This is a genomic window from Ruegeria haliotis (assembly GCF_013377785.1).
Classification (GTDB): Bacteria; Pseudomonadota; Alphaproteobacteria; order Rhodobacterales; family Rhodobacteraceae; genus Ruegeria; species Ruegeria haliotis.
Genome location: NZ_JABXWT010000002.1, coordinates 529,033 through 545,619 on the forward strand (window position 1 = coordinate 529,033; position 16,587 = coordinate 545,619).

Annotated in this window: 21 protein-coding genes; 10 read left to right on the forward strand and 11 right to left on the reverse strand. The window is 57.0% G+C overall.

What is annotated here, in order from left to right:
* The first annotated feature begins 113 nt into the window (after positions 1 to 113).
* Positions 114 to 1,457, forward strand: coding sequence for a dimethylsulfonioproprionate lyase DddP (dddP, locus tag HW561_RS07640; RefSeq protein ID WP_176863295.1), 1,344 nt, complete (start codon positions 114 to 116; stop codon positions 1,455 to 1,457).
* Between the two features lie 10 nt (positions 1,458 to 1,467).
* Here dddP and HW561_RS07645 read toward each other — a convergent pair whose 3' ends face one another.
* Positions 1,468 to 1,662 (reverse strand): hypothetical protein, encoded by a 195-nt coding sequence (locus HW561_RS07645; protein ID WP_176863297.1) that lies wholly within the window; start codon positions 1,660 to 1,662, stop codon positions 1,468 to 1,470.
* A gap of 284 nt (positions 1,663 to 1,946) precedes the next feature.
* Here HW561_RS07645 and HW561_RS07650 point away from each other — a divergent pair, with 284 nt between their 5' ends.
* Complete coding sequence (locus tag HW561_RS07650; protein ID WP_176863299.1) at positions 1,947 to 3,161, forward strand: bifunctional alpha/beta hydrolase/OsmC family protein; 1,215 nt, start codon at positions 1,947 to 1,949, stop codon at positions 3,159 to 3,161.
* A 38-nt stretch (positions 3,162 to 3,199) separates the two neighbouring features.
* Here the strand turns inward: HW561_RS07650 and HW561_RS07655 are convergent, their stop codons facing one another.
* From HW561_RS07655 to HW561_RS07675, 5 genes are all read right to left on the reverse strand, one after another.
* Positions 3,200 to 3,535 carry a hypothetical protein gene (locus tag HW561_RS07655; RefSeq protein WP_176863301.1) on the reverse strand — a complete coding sequence of 112 codons (336 nt, stop codon included), beginning with the start codon at positions 3,533 to 3,535 and terminating at the stop codon, positions 3,200 to 3,202.
* An 11-nt stretch (positions 3,536 to 3,546) separates the two neighbouring features.
* A complete protein-coding gene (locus HW561_RS07660) occupies positions 3,547 to 4,107 on the reverse strand; it encodes a hypothetical protein (RefSeq protein WP_235962831.1) in 561 nt (186 codons plus the stop codon).
* A gap of 140 nt (positions 4,108 to 4,247) precedes the next feature.
* Positions 4,248 to 4,835, reverse strand: a complete 588-nt coding sequence (locus HW561_RS07665) for a biotin transporter BioY (protein ID WP_176863303.1) — start codon at positions 4,833 to 4,835, stop codon at positions 4,248 to 4,250.
* A 76-nt stretch (positions 4,836 to 4,911) separates the two neighbouring features.
* Entirely contained in the window at positions 4,912 to 5,334 is a 423-nt protein-coding gene (locus HW561_RS07670) for a DUF6314 family protein (protein WP_176863305.1), read from the reverse strand.
* Entirely contained in the window at positions 5,331 to 5,663 is a 333-nt protein-coding gene (locus tag HW561_RS07675) for a hypothetical protein (protein WP_176863307.1), read from the reverse strand. Before HW561_RS07675 ends, HW561_RS07670 begins: the two co-directional genes overlap by 4 nt.
* A gap of 88 nt (positions 5,664 to 5,751) precedes the next feature.
* Between HW561_RS07675 and purB the strand changes: the two genes are divergently transcribed.
* The 5 genes from purB (at position 5,752) to HW561_RS07700 (ending at position 10,206) form a co-directional block, all read left to right on the forward strand.
* On the forward strand, positions 5,752 to 7,056 hold the full coding sequence (purB, locus tag HW561_RS07680; protein WP_176863309.1) for an adenylosuccinate lyase: 1,305 nt from the start codon (positions 5,752 to 5,754) through the stop codon (positions 7,054 to 7,056).
* A gap of 124 nt (positions 7,057 to 7,180) precedes the next feature.
* Positions 7,181 to 7,333, forward strand: a complete 153-nt coding sequence (locus tag HW561_RS07685) for a hypothetical protein (protein WP_176863311.1) — start codon at positions 7,181 to 7,183, stop codon at positions 7,331 to 7,333.
* A gap of 103 nt (positions 7,334 to 7,436) precedes the next feature.
* Entirely contained in the window at positions 7,437 to 7,979 is a 543-nt protein-coding gene (locus tag HW561_RS07690; RefSeq protein ID WP_176863313.1) for a tetratricopeptide repeat protein, read from the forward strand.
* 66 nt (positions 7,980 to 8,045) lie between these two features.
* The gene (locus HW561_RS07695; RefSeq protein WP_176863315.1) at positions 8,046 to 9,143 is read left to right on the forward strand and encodes a flagellar motor switch protein FliG; all 1,098 of its coding nucleotides are present in this window, start codon (positions 8,046 to 8,048) and stop codon (positions 9,141 to 9,143) included.
* A 139-nt stretch (positions 9,144 to 9,282) separates the two neighbouring features.
* Positions 9,283 to 10,206, forward strand: coding sequence for a lysophospholipid acyltransferase family protein (locus HW561_RS07700; protein WP_176863317.1), 924 nt, complete (start codon positions 9,283 to 9,285; stop codon positions 10,204 to 10,206).
* Here HW561_RS07700 and HW561_RS07705 read toward each other — a convergent pair whose 3' ends face one another.
* Positions 10,207 to 10,908 (reverse strand): DUF1223 domain-containing protein, encoded by a 702-nt coding sequence (locus HW561_RS07705; RefSeq protein ID WP_176863319.1) that lies wholly within the window; start codon positions 10,906 to 10,908, stop codon positions 10,207 to 10,209.
* A 224-nt stretch (positions 10,909 to 11,132) separates the two neighbouring features.
* Between HW561_RS07705 and acnA the strand changes: the two genes are divergently transcribed.
* Entirely contained in the window at positions 11,133 to 13,823 is a 2,691-nt protein-coding gene (acnA, locus tag HW561_RS07710) for an aconitate hydratase AcnA (protein ID WP_176863321.1), read from the forward strand.
* A 79-nt stretch (positions 13,824 to 13,902) separates the two neighbouring features.
* Here acnA and HW561_RS23690 read toward each other — a convergent pair whose 3' ends face one another.
* Positions 13,903 to 14,064 (reverse strand): globin family protein, encoded by a 162-nt coding sequence (locus HW561_RS23690; protein WP_211198544.1) that lies wholly within the window; start codon positions 14,062 to 14,064, stop codon positions 13,903 to 13,905.
* Here HW561_RS23690 and HW561_RS23695 point away from each other — a divergent pair.
* Positions 14,063 to 14,248, forward strand: coding sequence for a hypothetical protein (locus tag HW561_RS23695; RefSeq protein WP_211198545.1), 186 nt, complete (start codon positions 14,063 to 14,065; stop codon positions 14,246 to 14,248). The two genes, HW561_RS23690 and HW561_RS23695, sit on opposite strands and share 2 nt — an antisense overlap.
* Before the next feature lie 160 nt (positions 14,249 to 14,408).
* On the forward strand, positions 14,409 to 15,101 hold the full coding sequence (locus HW561_RS07720; protein ID WP_176863323.1) for an SDR family NAD(P)-dependent oxidoreductase: 693 nt from the start codon (positions 14,409 to 14,411) through the stop codon (positions 15,099 to 15,101).
* Between the two features lie 25 nt (positions 15,102 to 15,126).
* On the opposite strand, the gene HW561_RS07725 is transcribed toward HW561_RS07720, so the two are convergent.
* From HW561_RS07725 to HW561_RS07735, 3 genes are read right to left on the reverse strand one after another with little or no spacing between them, the layout of a single operon-like run.
* Positions 15,127 to 15,666, reverse strand: a complete 540-nt coding sequence (locus tag HW561_RS07725; protein WP_176863325.1) for a DsbE family thiol:disulfide interchange protein — start codon at positions 15,664 to 15,666, stop codon at positions 15,127 to 15,129.
* Positions 15,659 to 15,817, reverse strand: a complete 159-nt coding sequence (gene ccmD / locus HW561_RS07730; protein ID WP_176863327.1) for a heme exporter protein CcmD — start codon at positions 15,815 to 15,817, stop codon at positions 15,659 to 15,661. Before ccmD ends, HW561_RS07725 begins: the two co-directional genes overlap by 8 nt.
* Complete coding sequence (locus HW561_RS07735) at positions 15,814 to 16,587, reverse strand: heme ABC transporter permease (RefSeq protein WP_176863329.1); 774 nt, start codon at positions 16,585 to 16,587, stop codon at positions 15,814 to 15,816. Before HW561_RS07735 ends, ccmD begins: the two co-directional genes overlap by 4 nt.

Consider the following 16,587-nt stretch of genomic DNA (forward strand, 5'->3'; position numbering starts at 1 on the left):
TATCATTGGTTTCAGTCGTTGTCGGTCAAAAAGCGACAACCAGACCGTCGCAATTCTCTGAGACGGCAAACGGTTGAGTCCACAAGCTGAGCAGGCAAGCAGGGAGGCTAGCCGTGAACCACCACTATCGGGATACCCGCAAAATCGATCCGACCCGGGGCGCAACGTTGGGTGATGGCACACCAAACGACAATGACCGGATCGAGATCGGTCCGACGCAGCTAGCCTTCGACGAATGGGCCGCGGCGGGTTTGGAATTGCCAAACCTCGAACGGATGCGGGAACACCGCTGGAAACGGTTGACACAAGCCATTGTCGATCGCGGCTATGGCGGTTTGCTGTTATTTGACCCTTTGAACATTCGCTACGCCACCGACAGCACCAATATGCAGCTGTGGAACACCCATAACCCGTTTCGGGCCGTACTGCTGTGCGCCGATGGTTACATGGTGATCTGGGACTACAAGAATTCTCCCTTCCTGTCCAAATTCAACCCGTTGGTTCGTGAGCAACGCTCGGGCGCGGATCTGTTCTATTTCGACCGAGGCGACAAGGTTGATATTCAGGCAGATGTACTCTCGAACGAAGTGCGCGTTCTGATCGACGAACATGGTGGCGGGAACAAGCGCCTTGCCGTGGACAAGATCATGCTGCACGGCCTCCGCGCGCTCGAGACGCAGGGGTTTGAGATCATGGAGGGCGAAGAGCTCACAGAAAAAACCCGTGCCGTGAAGGGGCCGGACGAGATCCTGGCCATGCGCTGCGCCAACCATGCTTGTGAAACCGCCGTGGCCGAGATGGAGAAATTCGCGCGCGCCAATGTGGGCGATGGCAAAACCTCGGAAGATGACATCTGGGCCGTGCTGCACGCTGAAAATATCCGGCGCGGCGGCGAGTGGATCGAGACCCGGTTGCTGGCCTCGGGGCAACGTACGAACCCATGGTTTCAGGAATGCGGTCCAAGGATCACGCAACAAAACGAAGTTATCGCGTTTGATACCGATCTGATCGGGTCTTACGGCATTTGCATCGACATCTCACGCACCTGGTGGATCGGGGGTCAGAAGCCGCGGGCCGACATGGTCGAAGCCATGCAACACGCGCATGACTTTATCATGCACAACATGTCATTGCTCAAACCCGGGCTGATGATCCCCGACCTGATCGCGCAATGCAAAACCCACCCTGCCAAATACAATCAGCAGAAATACGGCTGCCTGATGCACGGCGTTGGCCTCTGTGATGAATGGCCTCTGGTTGCCCATCCGGACAAAGCGGTGGAAGGCTCGTTTGACTATGCGCTCGAGCCTGGAATGGTTCTGTGCGTCGAAGCCGCTGTGGGAGAAGTGGGCGCAGATTTTTCAATCAAGCTTGAGGATCAAGTCCTGATTACCGAAGACGGGTATGAAAACCTGAGCACCTATCCGTTCGACGCACAATTGATGGGATTGGAGTGAGATATTGACCTCACTCTGACCACGTTGATCGCCGGACATTCCCGTGCCAATCCTCGATCTCCGAGTTAACTTGACTGCGCCCTGTGACGTCCGTGGCCGGCCATGACTGGCCGAGAGCAAAGCCCAATACGCCGGTCAGGACGATCGCAACCAATGTTCCAATACGCGCCTCGGGGACTTGGGGCGGTGATGCGGTATGTGCCATTTGTGCCTCCTGCTAAATCATCTACAGCAGCAAGATGGGCTTTGAAGTTAAATTACCAAAACGAATAATTGTTTGGATATACATAACATTTCTTGATATATATGTTCCACTTGATTGCCGTTCCAATGATCAAAAGCTCTGTTGAGATTACAACACGCTACAACTGTTGACGGAATCGCTCGCCTGATCCTCACCTTCACGTGACGCCTTTGACATAGGGGTTGTGACGCGATGGGGATGCACACAATATTGGGGCTGTTCCCCCCAGCAAACAAGGAGCCGACATGCCCACGGAACGCATCACTTTTGCCGGACATGACGGCAGTCAACTGGCTGCAAGGCTGGATCTTCCTGACGGACCAGTTTTGGCGACGGCACTTTTTGCGCATTGCTTCACCTGCTCAAAGGACATCCCTGCTGCGCGTCGCATTTCCTCCCGGTTGGCAGCAATGGGAATTGCTGTTCTGCGTTTCGATTTCACCGGTCTTGGGCATTCAGGCGGAGAATTCGCGAACACGACCTTTACCTCGAATGTCGAGGATCTGATCGCTGCTGCGCAGTACCTGGCAGGGCGCAATATGGCCCCTGCCCTGCTGATCGGGCATTCTCTGGGCGGTGCTGCTGTTCTACGCGCGCGGGCGGGTATCCCGTCGATCAAGGCCGTCGTGACCTTGGGTGCTCCTTCAGACCCGGGGCACGTATCTCACCATTTCCAAGAGGCTATGCCCCAAATTCAGCAGGATGGCAGCGCCGAGGTCACGCTGGGCGGGCGCCCGTTCCGAATTGGCAAAGCTTTCGTGGATGACATCTCTGAATCCACTTTGACCCCGACCATTGCGGATCTTAAGGCCGCATTGCTGATCCTGCATGCACCGCGCGATGAAACGGTCAGTATCGAAAACGCAAGTGCGATCTTCATGGCCGCCAAGCATCCCAAAAGCTTTGTGACACTTGATGACGCCGATCACCTGATCACCCGCGCCGCCGATGCCGAGTATGCCGCAGACGTCATCACGGCTTGGGTGTCACGCTATGTGCCCCTGTGTCCACCGGCCCCCCCACCCGGCACGCCGGAAGGGGTCGTGCGCGTAACGGAAGCGGACCGTACCGGATTTATGCAGGACATTCAGGCAGGCCCGCGCCATCACGTGGTCGCGGACGAGCCTGCCTCGTACGGCGGCACCGATCGGGGCATGTCGCCATATGGCTTTATCTCAGCCGGACTGGGGGCCTGCACATCGATGACAATTCGCATGTATGCCCGGCGCAAGCGGTGGCCGCTGACCGGTATCAGCGTTGATGTATGCCATGACAAGGTACATGCGCAGGATGCGGGTTTGGCGAACGAAGGCAAAGTCGACCAGTTCCGGCGTAAGATCCGTCTGGAGGGCCCGCTTGATCAGGAACAACGCGCGCGCCTGTTGGAAATCGCCGACAAATGTCCGGTGCACAGGACGCTGGAAGGATCCGCCCACATCACGACCATACTGCTGCCGTGAATTGACCGCCTTTGGTGACCCAAAGGCGGCCAGGTTGTTTACCGCCGACGTGGTGCAGGGCGGTGAATTGGCGGCCGGGCAGCAGGTGGACGCGCCACCGGAGGTCGGGGTCGCGCGGGCGGCTTGGCAATCGGTGGCTTCGGACGCGCGGGCGGGTTCGTAATCGGAGGGTTTGGACGATCCGGCCTGTCCGGGCGGTCCACATCGATATCGACGTCGACATCGTGGTAGTAATCATTCCACAGCATCGAGTCATAAAACGGGTCATAACCATACCCGACCCCAACAGAGACGCCGTCACAGGCCGACAGGGTGAAACTGGCCGCACCAAGACCCAAGGCGAGAATGGACCGTTTGATTAACTTTCTGGTCATCTGCATCTCCCTCACTGAAGCGACCGGAACGACGCGAAAACGGCGTTCAGATCATCAGCATAGGCCGGATCGGCCCCGTCTCGCAGGATTGCAATGGCAATGACAACCCGATTGCCCGGCAGGTCAATGACAGTCGCCGTAAAGTTCACACCCCGCCCGTCACGGCTGCCGGTTCCCCGGAATACCTGCGCAGGCAAACCGCCAATCCGAGTGTTGCTGGTGCTGTTGATGGTCGGCTCTTTCACAAGGAACTTATCGACATCCTCGAGATACCGGATTCCGTCTTGAATAGTGGCAACTCCGGTTGGTGAGACGAATCCCATCCAGACATTATCGTCTGTAACCGGTCGCATCCCCATCACGCGCGCCACCGCCCGGGCATCCCCCAGTTTTGTATCTTCGATCTCGCGTGGGCCGCCGGTACGAAGCATCCAGAAATCCGGAACCGCGAACCGAAACAGCGCGCGACCTTCGTTAGTATAGGTCACCGGAGTATCCGCAGAAGCCGGTTCGACAGCACCCATCCACAAAGCTGCACAGGCGGCAAACGTTGAGGTCAATAAAATACGCATATCTCAATAGCCTAATGGTTTCTTTGCGAACAGATTGGCCCGCTGGTGGCGGCTTTGTCCAGTACGAGCTTGGTGTAGAACGAAAAAACCCGCGCCGGGATCACTCCGGCACGGGTCAATTCAATCGTATGGATCAAAATTTAGGTCCGGGCGTCGCCCACCAATTTCCACAAGGCCGGGATCAGCAGCGCGGCCAGACCCAACTTGATCGCATCACCCAGCAGGAATGGTGTCAGACCCCATTCCAAAATCGGCTTGTCCCAACCATATAGCTGACCCAACCACAGCAGACCGGGCGCGTAGATGACAACATTTGCCAGCACCAAAGCCAGCGCCATCATGCCAACCGAGCGATCCCAGCCACGCGCCGCAAGTACGCCCAGCAGTACGGTTGCCAACAGATAACCGACCAAATAGCCGCCTGTGCCGCCCATCATGTAGGTCACACCGAATTTCTCGGCCGTAGAGCCAGCGAAGACGTCAAAGCCCAAAGCGCCAACCAACAGGTAACCCAGCATGGTGACCAGCCCGAGACGGGCTCCGTAGGCAGTACCGATTGTCAGGACCGCAAAGGTCCCCATGGTGATCGGAACCGGCCACATCGGAATTTTGATCTTGGCGGCAATGGCCAGCGCCACAATACCCAAAGCAACCAGCGCAACCTGTTTGACACGCAGCGCCGTTCCCTCACGCGGGCCGATCGCCTCGGCCAGAACATTCGCATTCATATTCGTTTCTCCACATTCGGACAGAATTTCTGCACCAGCAATGCCTGTTCCGGCCCGTTGCTGCAAGATGATTACGCTATCGCGGGCTGTATTCCGTGTTCATTTCATAGGATTTTCGCGGCCCGGACACTGTCCAACGCACGTTCCAGCAGGGCCAGCCCGAGAAACCATAGACTGCATCATAACTGTCCGGAGGGCAGTCATGATGGTCTAGTACCCGCGGCAAGCCCAGTTTCAGAGTATGGAAATACCGACCATCTTCAAAGTAGATAGCTATGGCACCCTCCGCTTCACGCCACTGATATCTGCGGGTTCCCTTCATTGGCACCTGCCCCGGGACACACAGCGTGACCTCTTCTTCATAGATCAGGCCGTCGTCGGATCGCTTCAGACTTGCCTGGCCGTCCGCATGCACGATCTGACCAGCCTTCGCGTCCTGTATCACCCGTTTCAGATGCCATTGGCCTTCAAAATCGGAAATCTTGTTTGGCAGGGTCACTGGACATAGGTTCCGTCTGTAAAGTCGCCGCCATCACCGACAAACCGGATCGTTTCACCATTTTGAAAAAAATCGTAACAGGCCCACAAATCCGATGGTGGCCATTGCGAACAATACCGTTCCTCGCGCACGGCCCAACGACCCGCACTTGGCCCACCCGAGAAATACTGGGTCAGCATCACTTCGTCGAATGTCTGCCAAGCACCGTTACCATACCCGAGCTTCTTGCCGATCAACGCTGACAGGATCTCGCCGCCAGATAGCTGCCGGAACTCATCTGCTGCCAGGAACCCGGGCCAAAGTGCTAAAATCAGGGCAAACCGTCTCATTTCCGCACTCGTGCCTTGTTCCCCTGCGCGCGCGCGTTTAAACCCCGCGCCATCGCCTCATCCCAACCACAAAAAGGTCCCGCTGCCAATGATTCCACGTTACTCCCGCCCCGACATGGTCGCCATCTGGTCACCCGAGACCAAGTTCCGCATCTGGTACGAGATCGAGGCGCACGCTTGTGACGCGATGGCCGATCTGGGTGTGATCCCGCGCGAAAATGCCGAGGCTGTGTGGAAAGCTAAGGATGTGGAATTCGACGTGGCCCGCATTGATGAGATCGAGGCCGTCACCAAACATGATGTCATCGCCTTCCTGACTCATCTGGCCGAACATGTTGGCAGTGACGAGGCGCGCTTTGTGCATCAGGGCATGACCAGCTCGGACGTGCTGGACACCTGCTTCAACGTGCAGCTGACCCGCGCCGCCGACATCCTGATCGCCGATCTCGAAGGTCTGCTGGCCGCACTCAAACGCCGTGCGATCGAACACAAGGAAACCATCCGCATCGGTCGCAGTCATGGTATCCACGCCGAGCCCACAACCATGGGCCTGACCTTTGCCCGCTTTTATGCCGAGATGGATCGTAACCTGTCCCGTATGCGCGACGCGCGGGCCGAGATCGCAACCGGCGCCATTTCCGGTGCGGTCGGCACATTTGCCAATATCGACCCGCAGGTCGAAGAGCATGTGTGCGACAAGCTGGGCCTCGTCCCTGAGCCGATCAGCACGCAGGTCATCCCGCGCGACCGCCACGCGGCGTTCTTCGCCACGCTGGGTGTGATCGGCAGCAGCATCGAAAACATCGCCATCGAAATCCGCCATATGCAACGGACCGAGGTGCTGGAGGCCGAAGAGTTTTTCTCGAAGGGTCAAAAAGGTTCGTCGGCGATGCCGCACAAGCGCAACCCTGTTCTGACCGAAAACCTGACGGGCCTCGCCCGCCTCGTGCGCATGGCCGTTGTGCCTGCGATGGAGAACGTAGCGCTTTGGCACGAGCGGGACATCAGCCACAGCTCGGTCGAGCGTAACATCGGACCGGATACAACCATAACGTTGGATTTTGCCTTGTCGCGTCTGACCAGCGTCATCGATAAGCTGGTCATCTATCCCGATAACATGCTGGCCAACATGAATAAGTTCCGTGGGTTGGTCATGAGCCAGCGGGTACTGTTGGCATTGACACAAGCCGGCGTCAGCCGTGAAGACGCCTATCGTCTGGTACAACGCAACGCGATGAAAGTCTGGGAAGAAGGCAAGGATTTCAAAACCGAGCTGCTGGGCGACACGGATGTGGTTGCGGCGCTGAGCGTGGCAGAGATCGAAGAGAAATTTGACCTTGGCTATCACACCAAGCACGTCGACACGATTTTCGCGCGCGTGTTCGGCGAATAAGATCTTTAGCCTCATGGCTGATACCAAAGCCCGGTCTGCCACACGTAGGCCGGGTTTTGTTCTTTTGCCAGAACAGCGCGGATAGGCTATCCTGCGAGTGTATTTTCCACGAAGGAGAAGCACCATGACCCGAACACTTGTATGTGCACTGGCTCTTGTATGCTTGGCTTCGGCCAGCCTCGCCTGTGGCGCACATTCCAAACAGACCCAGTCCTGCGCACCGGGCACATTCTGGGACACAGAGGCCCAAAGCTGCATGAAGATCGTCAATAGTTGACGATTTTGTTTCCTACTTGTGAATAAAAGCGACAAACCAACTGTTAGCTTTTTTATAGATCACACTATGCTTTTGTAAGCAGCCCCGAGAACGGAGTAGGAAGATGCGCCTTGTATTAGTTTCAGCAATTGCCATTCAAGCTTTTGCCTTTGCACCTGTTGTTCACGCCGCAGGCGGCGGCAGCAGTAACCCGCCCAAGCCAACCAACACCACCAAGAAATGCCTATTTGGGCGCGTCTATGACGAAGCGGCGGGCCGGTGCGTCAAGCCGAACAAGACCAATTTTACCGAAGATCAACTGTATGACGCCGTGCGTGAAATGGCCTATGATGGTCAGTACGAAAATGCACAGGATATCCTGCGCGTCATGGATCAGAATGATGATCGCGTGCTGACTTACTGGGGTTTCACCTATCGCAAAATGGGCGAACTGGAACTGGCGAACGCGTTCTATGAAAATGCAATCGCCGCCAATCCGGACAACATCCTTGCCCGCAGCTACATGGGTCAGGGGTTTGTTTCCGAAGGTAAAACCGATCTGGCCATCGAGCAATGGCGTGAAATCAAGGCGCGCAACGGCGAAGGCACCTGGGCCGAGGCATCCCTGCGTGAAGCGATTCAGACCGGGTTGACATTCAGCTACTGAGCTTCAGCCTTTCTTTACCTGACTCTCCCTATTCTGCCTGTGGAACAGATTTGGCACCACAGGCAGATGCAAGACACAAACGCACTGATACAGATGGCACCCGGCTCAATCCCGATTGCCGATCGGGATGACACAGCACCGCGTGTCGTACCCCGAACGCTCAACAGTCGGGAAAAAGCCGCTGTTGTCGTGCGTCTTCTATTGAATGAAGGCGCAGACATTCCACTCGAAGAACTTCCCGACGATTTGCAAGAGAAGCTGACCCATCAACTGGGAAAAATGGGCCTTGTAGATCGTGTGACACTGGACGCGGTCGCGCAGGAATTCGGGGATGCGTTGAACAACGTCGGTTTGGCGTTTCCACACGGCCTTGCCGGCGCATTGGATGCAATCAATGGCAAGATCGCTCCGACGACGGCCGCGCGGCTGCGTAAGGTGGCGGGCGTGCGTCAGATCGGCGATCCCTGGCAACGCCTTCGCGAAATCCCAACCGAAGATCTGGCTAAAATGGCCCAGGCTGAAAGTATCGAAGTCGCGGCCGTGATGCTGTCCAAGCTGGCGACTGCGCAGGCGGCGCAATTACTTGCTCACCTGCCTGGCCCGATTGCGCGCCGGATCACATATGCAGTTTCCAAGACGGCCAACGTCACGCCCGAGGCGGTCGAACGCATTGGCTGGTCTCTGGCCGCTCAATTGGATCAGCGGCCGGCCCAAGCCTTTGTCGATGGCCCAGGCGCGCGAGTCGGCGCGATACTGAATCAATCTGCGGCTTCGACCCGGGATGGCCTGCTAACCGCACTGGACGAAGAAGACGCCGATTTTGCAAGCATTGTGCGGCAGTCCATTTTTACGTTCGCGCACATCTCCAACCGCATCGTGGCCCGGGACATACCGGCGATCCTTCGGGACGTGGATCAGCCCGTTCTGGTGACCGCACTTGCTGGGGCCGCTGCAGACGACGACAAGGTGTCGGTCCAGTTCTTGCTGTCGAACATCTCCACACGCATGGCTGACAATCTGCGAGAGGAAATGGCAGATCGTGGTCGGGTCAAACAGTCCGAAGCCGAAGACGCAATGACTCAAATCGTAGGCACCATTCGTAACATGGTCGACGATGGGACAATTATCTTGATCGAAACGGATGAGGAGGAGGATGCAGACTGACGCCTCACCACCGGGGTTTGACTGGCCGCAGTCCGGCCAATGCAAGGCTGGCACACTGTCATCGGTTGGGCGCTTGAGGTTGGTGGCTCTGGGCTGTATGTCTGGTTTTGCAGTTCGCAACACGCGGTGAGACACCTCCATGCCCGTCGAAAAGTCGGAGCTCAGTCGGTTTGAGCTTGGAAAATATTATGTCGCCAGTTTGTTCCTGAAAGGAGTAATCGGCGCCATGCGCTTGTTGCCATACGAACGGCGCATCGCAGCGATGGGGGCCATCGTACGTGGCCTGGCGCCTGTTGTCGGGTTTCGCAACCGGGTGCGCCGAAACCTGAAACTCACCTGCCCCGAACTGCCAGAATCCGAGGTGAAACGTATTTGCAGCGCCGTTCCCGACAATGCGGGGCGGGCCATCATGGAGCATTTCTCGCCCGAGGGGTTCAACGAACGGCAAAGAAACGCCAAAGTATCCGGGCCAGGTGCCGCCGCCTTTGATGCTGCTGTGGCCGAAGGGCAACCGGTCATGATGATCACCGCACATTTCGGTCACTATCTTGCTGCACGTGTCGCGTTGCAGGCCCGCAGCGGCCAACCAATTGGTTGTCTGTATCGTCGAATGGCCAACCCTTATTTCAACGACGCCTATGTCGAAGCATTCTACAAGACCGGCGCTCCGATGTTCGAACAGGGCCGCCGCGGTATGGTCGAAATGGTTCGCACGTTAAAAAAAGGTGGCATCATTGCGATTGTTTCAGATCTGCATGCCCATGGCGGTGAAGAGCTTATGTTTTTTGGAAAACCGGCTGTTACATCCGTTCTGAACGCAGAGCTGGCGATAAAATACAACGCTGTGCTGATCCCGTGTTATGCCGTGCGCCAATCCAACGGGATCGATTTCGAGATCGTCCTGCATGACCCGGTACCACATACCGACGCAAAGACGATGACCCAGTTCACCAACAACGATCTCGAATCGATGGTGCGTCAGCACATGGGGCAGTGGTTCTGGATTCACCGCCGCTGGAAAGAGTGGAATGGACTGGGTGTGCAGCCCGAGGACATGCCCTGATCACTTTACATGCGCGGCAGCGACGATTGGTCCATGCCCTGCCTTTTGAACCAAAACAACCGTTGGCAGGTCCGAGGTAAGCTCAGCCGAGAATCGCTGCGGCGACGCTCCGTTCCATTGCCCGACGATCTGCCAGGATTCTACAACATTGGCGTAATCCAGCTCGTGTCCAGCCAGTTCGCCACTGCGAATAGACGCATGGCGCATCGGTGCGTATTGCACGAGCCGCACGTCATAGGTCTCGCCCGCGGGCAATTCGACGGGGGTGACGTCCACAGTCACATCGTTTCCGGAGCGAACCGCCAGCACTGACGCCTTTGGTGCGGCTTTCAGATGGGCGTCGATCAACCTGTCAAGCTCTCGGGTTTGGGCCCCAACGACATCCTGTTGGCCGTTTACAACCATCTGCGGCGTATAGATCATCGACCGCCCGCCTTGCCGCGCATAAGCACGCTGGCGCCGCGTGTGATCAGGATCGGCATACTCATCCTTCCATCCGATATAGTCCCAATAATCCACATGCAGGGCCAGACCGATCACATCATCGCGCTTTGCCAGATCGTGCATGATCTTATCGGCCGGAGGGCAGGACGAGCACCCCTGTGATGTGAAAAGTTCGATTACAACGGGGGCTTCCTGGGCTGCAACGGATGCAGCCAGAAAAAGAGATACAACAGCGGTCGCGGCGGTGGATCTGAACATGATTTGTCTCGGTTTGATGGGCGGTTTAAAAGGTTTATTCCTTCTACAGTTCAATAACCAATCAAGGTTTCTTGAGACCGGGCTTAAGAAGTCTCCCAATAATGTGTGCAATGGTATACAAAAATACCGCATATGACCTGTTGCACCTTGAACCAATCGCCTTGGTAATGCAGATAACTTGTAGCGAATCCCATGATCCCAGTCATTTGAGAGGGAGGCCACAGATGCCCATCAAAGTCGGACAGGATACAGCCAACACACGCCGCAATCTGAGCGTGAATGGTAAATCCATTTCTTATTACTCGATCCCCGCCGCGCAAGAGGCCGGTCTGGGTGATTTCTCGAATCTTCCTGCTGCGCTGAAAGTCGTGTTGGAAAACATGCTGCGGTTCGAGGATGACGGCTTTTCCGTCTCGGTCGATGACATCAAGGCGTTTGCCGAATGGGGCGCCAAAGGCGGCAAGAACCCACGTGAGATTGCCTATCGCCCGGCCCGCGTGCTGATGCAGGATTTCACCGGTGTTCCTGCCGTGGTTGACCTTGCCGCGATGCGCGATGGCATCAAGGCACTGGGTGGCGACGCGCAAAAGATCAATCCGCTGAACCCGGTTGATCTGGTCATTGACCACTCGGTCATGATTGATGAATTCGGCAACCCCCGCGCCTTCCAGATGAATGTGGATCGCGAATATGAACGCAACATGGAGCGTTACCAGTTCCTGAAATGGGGTCAGGGCGCGTTCAACAATTTCCGCGTTGTTCCCCCCGGCACCGGCATCTGCCACCAGGTGAACCTGGAATATCTGGCGCAGACCGTCTGGACCGACACAGATCAGGACGGCAATGAAGTCGCCTATCCCGATACGCTGGTCGGTACTGACAGCCACACCACCATGGTCAACGGCATGGCCGTGCTGGGTTGGGGCGTTGGCGGGATCGAAGCCGAGGCCGCGATGCTGGGTCAACCGATCTCGATGCTGATCCCCGAGGTTGTGGGTTTTGAACTGACAGGTGATCTGGTCGAAGGCACCACCGGCACCGATCTGGTTCTGAAGGTCGTCGAAATGCTGCGCGCCAAAGGCGTCGTCGGCAAATTTGTCGAATTCTACGGAAGCGGTCTGGACCGTCTGCCATTAGCTGATCGCGCGACCATCGCCAACATGGCACCGGAATACGGCGCGACCTGCGGCTTCTTCCCGATCGACAGTGAAACGCTGCGTTACATGCGCAATACCGGCCGGGATGAAGACCGCATCGCTCTAGTCGAAGCTTATGCGAAAGAGAACGGATTCTGGCGGGATGCCGATTATGCGCCAATCTACACCGACACTCTGTCGCTGGACATGGGCACCATCGTGCCCGCAATTTCGGGCCCCAAGCGCCCGCAGGATTACGTCGCGCTGACCGACGCCAAGGCCGCGTTCACCAAGGAAATGGCCGAGACCTTCAAGCGCCCCATGGGCAAGGAAGTTGTCGTCAAAGGCGAAGACTACACGCTCGATTCTGGCAAGGTCGTGATTGCTTCGATCACATCGTGCACCAACACCTCGAATCCGTATGTGATGATCGGCGCCGGTTTGGTGGCACGTAAAGCCGCCGCGCTGGGGCTGAACCGCAAGCCATGGGTGAAAACCTCGCTGGCACCGGGGAGCCAAGTCGTGTCCGCCTATCTTGAGGCCGCAGGTCTGCAGGAAGATCTGGACAAGATCGGCTTTAACCTCGTGGGCTATGGCTGCACCACCTGCATCGGCAACTCGGGTCCGATCCAGAAAGAGCTGTCCGAGGCGATCGCCGAGGGCGATCTGGTTGCCACTTCGGTCCTGTCGGGCAACCGCAATTTCGAAGGTCGGATCAGCCCGGACGTACGCGCCAACTATCTGGCTTCGCCGCCGCTGGTTGTTGCCTACGCTCTGGCCGGGACGATGGATATCGACCTGACGTCCGAACCAATCGGTCAGGATCAGGATGGTAATGATGTCTACATGAAAGACATCTGGCCGACGCAACAGGAAGTCGCCGAGCTGGTTGAACAAACCGTCACGCGTGAAGCGTTCCAGTCGAAATACGCGGATGTCTTCAAAGGTGATGAGAAATGGCAAGCGGTCGAGACCACTGACGCCGAAACCTATGACTGGCCACCGACCTCGACCTATATCCAGAACCCACCCTATTTCCAGGGTATGGACCCCCAACCGGGCACCATCTCGAATATCGAAGGCGCCAAGGTTCTGGCGGTTCTGGGCGACATGGTCACCACCGACCACATCTCGCCCGCTGGTTCATTTGCGACCACGACGCCTGCGGGCAAGTACCTGACCGACCGTCAAGTGCAGCCGCGCGAGTTCAACTCGTACGGGTCGCGCCGTGGCAACCACGAGGTGATGATGCGCGGCACCTTCGCCAACATCCGCATCAAGAACGAGATGCTGGATGGCGTCGAAGGCGGCTACACCAAAGGCCCTGATGGTCAACAGACATCGATCTACGACGCGTCGATGGCGTATCAGGCCGACGGCACGCCGCTGGTCATCTTTGGTGGTGAGCAATATGGCGCGGGCTCGTCGCGCGACTGGGCGGCCAAGGGCACCGCGCTGCTGGGCGTCAAGGCCGTGATTGCGGAAAGCTTTGAGCGTATCCACCGCTCGAATCTGGTTGGTATGGGTGTGATCCCGTTCGAATTCACCGGCGGTGACTCGCGCAAGTCGCTGGGCCTGACGGGCGATGAGACTGTGTCGATCCACGGCTTGGACACAATCGAGCCACTGCAGGAAGTCCCGTGCACAATCACTTACGCCGATGGGGCCGAGACAACCATCCAGCTTAAGTGCCGGATCGATACCGCGCCCGAGATCGAATACGTCGAAAACGGCGGCGTCCTGCACTATGTGCTGCGCAATCTGGCCAAGGCCAAATAAACTACAGCTTCGATCAGAAAAATGAAGACCACCAGCATTCCGCTGGTGGCTTTTTTGTTGGATCGAAACGAAGCTATGCTCAGGCTTCGACGATGTCGCTTTTTAAGCCACCTACAAACTCTGCGATCTGCCCTTGCAACGTCTCGGGGATCGACAGGGCGTTCATGGTATCTACGGCGTGACCCAGAAAATAGCTCCAGTCCTCTTCGCTGATTTTCATACCTACATGGGTGACTTTCATGTCGCGTCCGGTATACAGCAGCGATCCACCGGTTTTTTTCCACAAGATAATCGATCAGCAACTGATGTTCGCGGGCAATACCATCGGCACCACGATGCGTCCAGAAACGGCCCAGCACCTTATCCCCCATCAGTTTTGGCATCAGGGTATCGGCAAAGGTTGCGATGGCGTCATAGCCACCTAGTTGGCTGTACAGGCTGGATTGGTCCGTCATTTTCGCTCCTTCCGTCAGACTACAATACCAATCCATTACGTCCGACAACGCCGGATCGCTTGACTTCGATCAATCAGCCGGATCACCTTTTGTTGAGCCGGTTCAGGCCATGTGAAGGAACGGAACGCGAATGACAAAAGTTGCATTGGTCACAGGCGGAGCACGCGGGATCGGGCGGGCGATTGTCGAAGATCTGAAGCAGGATCACCGGATCGCCTATACATGGCATTCAACAGAACCACAGATGGACGGAGATGGTTTGTCAGTGCGCACCGATCTGACAGAGCCCGATCAGCCCAAAGCCGTAGTCGAACAGGTCATGGAGCATTTCGGACGCTTGGATGTGATCGTCAACAATGCAGGTCTCGTCAAACCCACACCCAAGGACAAATTTCAGCGCGATGACCATCGGGCTGTTCTAGATCTGAACCTGCTGGTCCCTGCCGCATTACTGGCTGCAGCCCTGCCTCATCTGGATCGCGGAGCGGCGATCGTCAGCATCTCTTCGGTCAACGCGGTATTGCCACCTCGTGACGCAGTCACCTATGGGGCCAGCAAGGCAGCACTGAACCTGTGGACCCGCGCAATGGCTAAGGAACTGGGACCGGATGGCATTCGCGTCAATGCCGTCGCACCGGGAGCCATCAATATCCCCGAAGCCCCGCGCCCGGAGGAACTGACCAAATTGTTCGTCCGGGAAACGGCCCTAGACCGTGCCGGAACGCCCGAAGACATCGCCGGTGCGGTCCGGTTTCTGTCCTCTGACGCCGCATCTTTCATCACGGGTGAGGTTTTGACTGTATCGGGCGGGTACCGCCTGTGACAGAGGCGCGTCCCAAGCGAAGCGGTTACTGACCGGCTGCCTTTTCCAGTGCGGGCCGAATGGTGTTTTCGATCACACGTTGGGTGATCGGCCCGGCAAAGCGCAGGATGACCGTACCTTCGCCATCAATCACATAAGTCTCGGGTACGCCATAAAGGCCCCAATCCAACGCCACGCGCCCTTTCTCATCCCTGCCGATGGCGCGGTACGGATCACCAAGTTCGGTCAGGAAGGTTTCTGCGTTGTCCAGTTGATCTTTGTAATTGACTCCGTAGACCGGGATACCTTCGTCTGACAGAGTTTGCAGATTGGGATGTTCCACCCGACAGGGCGCGCACCAACTTGCCCAATAGTTCACCAGCTTGACCTCTCCGTCGCGCAGCGTAGCGTCATCGAACAGGGTTTTGCCGGGGAACTCGGTCAAGACTATGGGCGGTGCCGTCTGGCCTTCGCGCGCCGACGGCAACGCATTGGGATCCTCACGGAACATGCCGATGCCCGCCAACACGGCAAAAGCACCAAAAATCAGCGGTGGCGCAAGCATCAAAGGTGAAATTTTAGCCATTGCGCATCATCCTTTGTTCCACCTTCTCCATCTCGGCCCGCACTTTGCGACCGCGCAGCACGCTGAACACGATCAGCGCCACCAAAAGTACAATGGACGCGACATAAGACGACAAGACCGTATCTGAGTATTTTCCAAGATCGGGGATCATCCGCCTACCCTTTCCCGCGCCAGCAGTGCCTTGATCCGACGGGCCCGGATTTCGGTGCCCGTACGATACAGAACCAGAGCGATGAACAATAGCACAAACCCGATGATGCAGATCATCAAGGGGTAGAAGAATACATTACTGACCTTCTCTTCTGTGTCTGTACCTGTGATCGCACCCGCCCGCATGACCGATGCGCCCTGATGCAGCCCCTGGTTCCAGAAATTCACCGCATAGCGGCTGAGAAGGGCAAAAACCGAACCCACCAGACACAAGACCGAGGTCAGGTCTGCGGCAGTATCAGGGTCTTCGATCGCCTCCCACAGGGCGACATAGCCCAGGTAGAACAGGAACAGGATCAGAAACGAGGTCAGGCGCGGGTCCCACTCCCACCAAGTGCCCCACATCGGTTGCCCCCAGATCGCACCTGTCACAAGCGCAATCAATGTCATTACGATGCCGATGGGTGCCGCGGCCCGCGCGGCTAACGCGCTGACATGGTGGCGCCGCACCAGCCAGACTAACGAGGTCACCAGCATCATCAGCCAGCAATTGATCGCCATCAGCGCAGTGGGGACATGCAGGTAGATGATCTTTACAGTCGAGCCCTGCTTGTAGTCATCCGGGGTAAAGAAGAATCCCCAGACCAACCCGACAACGATGCATGCGATCGAGGCGACCCAGAAAAACGGCAGGACACGCTCGCTGGTCGCGAGGAATTTTCGCGGGTTGGCATATTCCCAGAGGGCATTGGCTTTGGCTGCTATCGACAT

Bases quoted from the DNA above. Each gene is read 5' to 3' on its own strand.
- HW561_RS07690 (WP_176863313.1), top strand. From the start codon at position 7,437: ATGCGCCTTGTATTAGTTTCAGCAATTGCCATTCAAGCTTTTGCCTTT.
- acnA (WP_176863321.1), top strand. From the start codon at position 11,133: ATGCCCATCAAAGTCGGACAGGATACAGCCAACACACGCCGCAATCTG.
- HW561_RS07725 (WP_176863325.1), bottom strand. From the start codon at position 15,666: ATGGCTAAAATTTCACCTTTGATGCTTGCGCCACCGCTGATTTTTGGT.
- HW561_RS07665 (WP_176863303.1), bottom strand. From the start codon at position 4,835: ATGAATGCGAATGTTCTGGCCGAGGCGATCGGCCCGCGTGAGGGAACG.
- HW561_RS23690 (WP_211198544.1), bottom strand. From the start codon at position 14,064: ATGAAAGTCACCCATGTAGGTATGAAAATCAGCGAAGAGGACTGGAGC.
- HW561_RS07705 (WP_176863319.1), bottom strand. From the start codon at position 10,908: ATGTTCAGATCCACCGCCGCGACCGCTGTTGTATCTCTTTTTCTGGCT.
- HW561_RS07735 (WP_176863329.1), bottom strand. From the start codon at position 16,587: ATGTCGATAGCAGCCAAAGCCAATGCCCTCTGGGAATATGCCAACCCG.
- HW561_RS07675 (WP_176863307.1), bottom strand. From the start codon at position 5,663: ATGAGACGGTTTGCCCTGATTTTAGCACTTTGGCCCGGGTTCCTGGCA.
- HW561_RS07700 (WP_176863317.1), top strand. From the start codon at position 9,283: ATGCCCGTCGAAAAGTCGGAGCTCAGTCGGTTTGAGCTTGGAAAATAT.
- HW561_RS07685 (WP_176863311.1), top strand. From the start codon at position 7,181: ATGACCCGAACACTTGTATGTGCACTGGCTCTTGTATGCTTGGCTTCG.
- HW561_RS07695 (WP_176863315.1), top strand. From the start codon at position 8,046: ATGCAAGACACAAACGCACTGATACAGATGGCACCCGGCTCAATCCCG.
- purB (WP_176863309.1), top strand. From the start codon at position 5,752: ATGATTCCACGTTACTCCCGCCCCGACATGGTCGCCATCTGGTCACCC.
- HW561_RS23695 (WP_211198545.1), top strand. From the start codon at position 14,063: ATGTCGCGTCCGGTATACAGCAGCGATCCACCGGTTTTTTTCCACAAG.
- ccmD (WP_176863327.1), bottom strand. From the start codon at position 15,817: ATGATCCCCGATCTTGGAAAATACTCAGATACGGTCTTGTCGTCTTAT.
- HW561_RS07655 (WP_176863301.1), bottom strand. From the start codon at position 3,535: ATGACCAGAAAGTTAATCAAACGGTCCATTCTCGCCTTGGGTCTTGGT.
- HW561_RS07645 (WP_176863297.1), bottom strand. From the start codon at position 1,662: ATGGCACATACCGCATCACCGCCCCAAGTCCCCGAGGCGCGTATTGGA.
- HW561_RS07650 (WP_176863299.1), top strand. From the start codon at position 1,947: ATGCCCACGGAACGCATCACTTTTGCCGGACATGACGGCAGTCAACTG.
- HW561_RS07720 (WP_176863323.1), top strand. From the start codon at position 14,409: ATGACAAAAGTTGCATTGGTCACAGGCGGAGCACGCGGGATCGGGCGG.
- HW561_RS07660 (WP_235962831.1), bottom strand. From the start codon at position 4,107: ATGCGTATTTTATTGACCTCAACGTTTGCCGCCTGTGCAGCTTTGTGG.